Genomic DNA, 1,476 nt, shown 5'->3' with positions numbered 1-1,476 from the left:
TGTCAAGCGTTTTTGAAAATGTCCTAAAATAATTGAAGTATTAGCCCCGGCTTTTTGCTGGGGCTTGTTATATTGATGTGCTTCATTCCTCAGGCAATTTTTGTATCTTGATCATTCTGGTGGTGTTCTTGCTGTTTGACAAATTTTCCAAACTGTTGACGACGCCAGGGGTGGTTCATTGGTGGAATGCGGGGCTTCTTTGGTTTTGGCGGAGTATAGTCTATATCTAAGTCTTTTGATTTTGTTTCGTGCTCGGGTATTTCTTCCAGTGCATAGATGTCTTTGTCATTTACACAGCAGTATTGACTGCCATCAAAAGCCTGAATAAACATTACCTTTGTTCCTTTTCGGTAGTGGACCTGATTGCCTCTGCTGTCAATCATACGGTAGTATTTATTGGAATGCCTTAAACAGTGTCCGGTATCTACCGTTCTTTCGCATAAAACTGCAAGAATCAGGTTGATTTTTTCAATTTTGGGTTGCACTTCGAACACAGACTTGATACCATGAAGGGGAAGGGCAAACTTCTCATTGAATTCCTTTATGTAGGAGTTTAGGAATTCATTGGCAGCGTCTATGGTCGTTATGCCTGCAAGTCTCAACTCGACTGGCAGGCGCGACTGTAGCGTCTGGTTCAGGCGTTCTACACGTCCTTTTGCCTGAGGCACACTGCTTGATCCCAGTTCAACCCCAAGCTGTTTACAGGCATAGGCAAACTGTGTATAGGTATCCTCATCGATAGATGGGGAGTTTTTCTTTTTATAGGTGAAAACAGTACGGCGGTCTGTAAAGAACTTGTAGGGGATACCGTAAGTTGTGAGAATCTGATGGAAAACGTGGTAATAGCCATTCAGAGTTTCCTGGGTATCAAACCAACCGCCGGTAATCCTTCCTGTAGCATCATCTATAGCCAGATGCAGATGCCATATCTGAGCGGGGATCCATTCGTAGGGAGTTGCGTCCATTTGCTGCAGTTCACCGAAATAAGCGGCTCTGGGACGGCGGGAATGGGCGTCCTCAAGAGCAACAAGATTAATCTGTATCTGATCCGCTTCTTTCTGAGATTTCGCCGCTTTTTTATCGGCTTTTAATTGTTCTTTGATTCTCTTTTTCTTAGCTTTTGTAGCCTTGGGAGAGAGAATGTATTCAGCTTCGAGAATAGACATAACCGCTGAAGGGGAGATGTAGATATCTTCATGTTTTCCTAATAACTCAGTGAAATGTTCAAAATTGGCATCATAGTATTTGTTGCGGTATAAATCGACAACAAGATTACGAGTTTCATTGGGGATGGTATTGGCTGGTTTACGTCCTCTGTTGCCATGGATAAAATAGGCTTTGCCATGTTCTTTGTAGCCTTTAAGCATACGGTTAATGTGACGTACAGTACAACCGAGAGTAAGGGCAGCTCTCTGCTTGTTAGGGGCTGGATGATCTGCCAATGATTTGATCACCTCATATTTCTTTTGTTCATCC

The 1,476-nt window shown here is 43.1% G+C and carries 1 protein-coding gene; it reads right to left on the bottom strand.

The features are described 5' to 3' along the window. Positions 1-89: 89 nt before the first annotated feature. The coding region (locus I4V84_RS19460; RefSeq protein WP_195993195.1) for an ISNCY family transposase at positions 90-1,476 on the bottom strand (1,387 nt) is incomplete at its 5' end.

Origin of the sequence: Ruminococcus sp. 1001713B170207_170306_F1 (assembly GCF_015668065.1) — a bacterium.
Classification (GTDB): domain Bacteria; phylum Bacillota; class Clostridia; order Lachnospirales; family Lachnospiraceae; genus Blautia_A; species Blautia_A faecis.
Note: the sequence above shows the minus strand (reverse complement) of the source record. Positions and strands in the feature narration are given on the sequence as shown.